Origin of the sequence: Pseudomonas sp. HMWF006 (assembly GCF_003061205.1) — a bacterium.
GTDB lineage: Bacteria > Pseudomonadota > Gammaproteobacteria > Pseudomonadales > Pseudomonadaceae > Aquipseudomonas > Aquipseudomonas monsensis.
Window position 1 is genome coordinate 1 of sequence record NZ_QAIU01000299.1, and the last position, 1,278, is coordinate 1,278.

Here is a 1,278-nt window from a genome sequence, read left to right on the forward strand (position 1 = left end):
CCTTACATGTTGGCCGTGCAGGATGAACGTCGACGCAAAGGAGCGCGCAACCGATGAACGTGGGCAAGCAACAGGGCTTTACCCTGATCGAGCTGATGGTGGTGCTGGTGATCATCGGCATCGCCAGTGCGGCGATCAGCTTGAGTATCAAGCCCGATCCGCTGCAATTGCTGCGCAAGGACGCCGAGCGTGTGGCGCAACTGCTGCAGGTGGCGCAGGCCGAGGCGCGGGCGGATGGCCGGCCGATTGCGTGGGTCAGTGATGCCAAGGGGTTTCGCTTCAGTCGGCGCAGTGACAGCGGCAAGGGTTTCGAGCATTTCAATGACGATGCGCAATTGCGCCCGCGGCCGTGGCAGAGCCCGAAGGTGCAGGTGCGGGTCGAGCCGAAACAGAAAGTCGTGCTTAACGCTGAGTGGATCAATCCGCCGCTGCAACTGACGTTGTCCGATGGCGCCAATCAGTTGAGTGTCCTGCGCGATGGCGCTGGCCGGATTCGTGTGCAATGAAGGGCCAGCAGGGTTTTACGCTGATCGAGGTGATGGTCGCGATTCTGCTGATGGCGGTGGTGAGTTTGATTGCCTGGCGCGGGTTGGACAGTGTGACGCGGGCGGACAGTCATTTGCAGGCCAGTGGTGAACAGAGTGACGCCCTGCTGCGGACGTTGAATCAGTTGCAGCGGGATGTGGACATGCGTGCGGGCATTGAATTGAGTGAGCCGAAGAAAGTCGGCGCGGACGATGAGCCGGTGACGGCGCCGCCCGCGATGACTGTGCGTAGCAGTGATAGCAAGGGGTTTCGGCTGGATATCATTCGCACCGCGGCTGACCAGCCTGGGGCTTTGCAGCGGGTGCGTTGGTGGCTTAAGGGCGACACGTTGTACCGTGCGGTGGCGGCGGCGCGGAGTCGGTATCCGTTGCCGGCGCCGACCGATGGCGTGGCGGTGTTGAGCGAGGTCAGCGATGCGCAGGTGCGGGTTTGGGAACCGGACAAGGGGTGGCGGCAGTTGAGTGGCAATCGGCGGGAGAATCCGTTGGGGCTGGAGATTCGGCTGACCCGGCAGACGGCGCAGGGGGTTGAGAGGTATCGGCAGGTGATTGGGCCGTTGGAGTGAGACTGGCTGTGATGTGGGCAGGTCCTGGGTTGGGATTGGGGGCGGTCAGTTGGAGGTTGGTTGGATGTCAGGGCGCCATCGCTGGCAAGCCAGCTCCCACAGGGATTGGGGGCGGTCAGTTGGGGATTGGTTGGCTGTCAGGACGTCTTCGCGAGCAAGCTCGCTCC

Annotated in this window: 2 protein-coding genes; both read left to right on the forward strand. The window is 62.8% G+C overall.

The window, feature by feature from the left end; translation table 11 throughout:
* The first annotated feature begins 53 nt into the window (after window positions 1–53).
* The gene (gspH, locus tag DBR24_RS12300) at window positions 54–506 is read left to right on the forward strand and encodes a type II secretion system minor pseudopilin GspH (RefSeq protein ID WP_095111432.1); all 453 of its coding nucleotides are present in this window, start codon (window positions 54–56) and stop codon (window positions 504–506) included.
* Window positions 503–1,111 carry a prepilin-type N-terminal cleavage/methylation domain-containing protein gene (locus tag DBR24_RS12305; protein ID WP_128614890.1) on the forward strand — a complete coding sequence of 203 codons (609 nt, stop codon included), beginning with the start codon at window positions 503–505 and terminating at the stop codon, window positions 1,109–1,111. Before gspH ends, DBR24_RS12305 begins: the two co-directional genes overlap by 4 nt.
* Window positions 1,112–1,278: the final 167 nt, after the last annotated feature.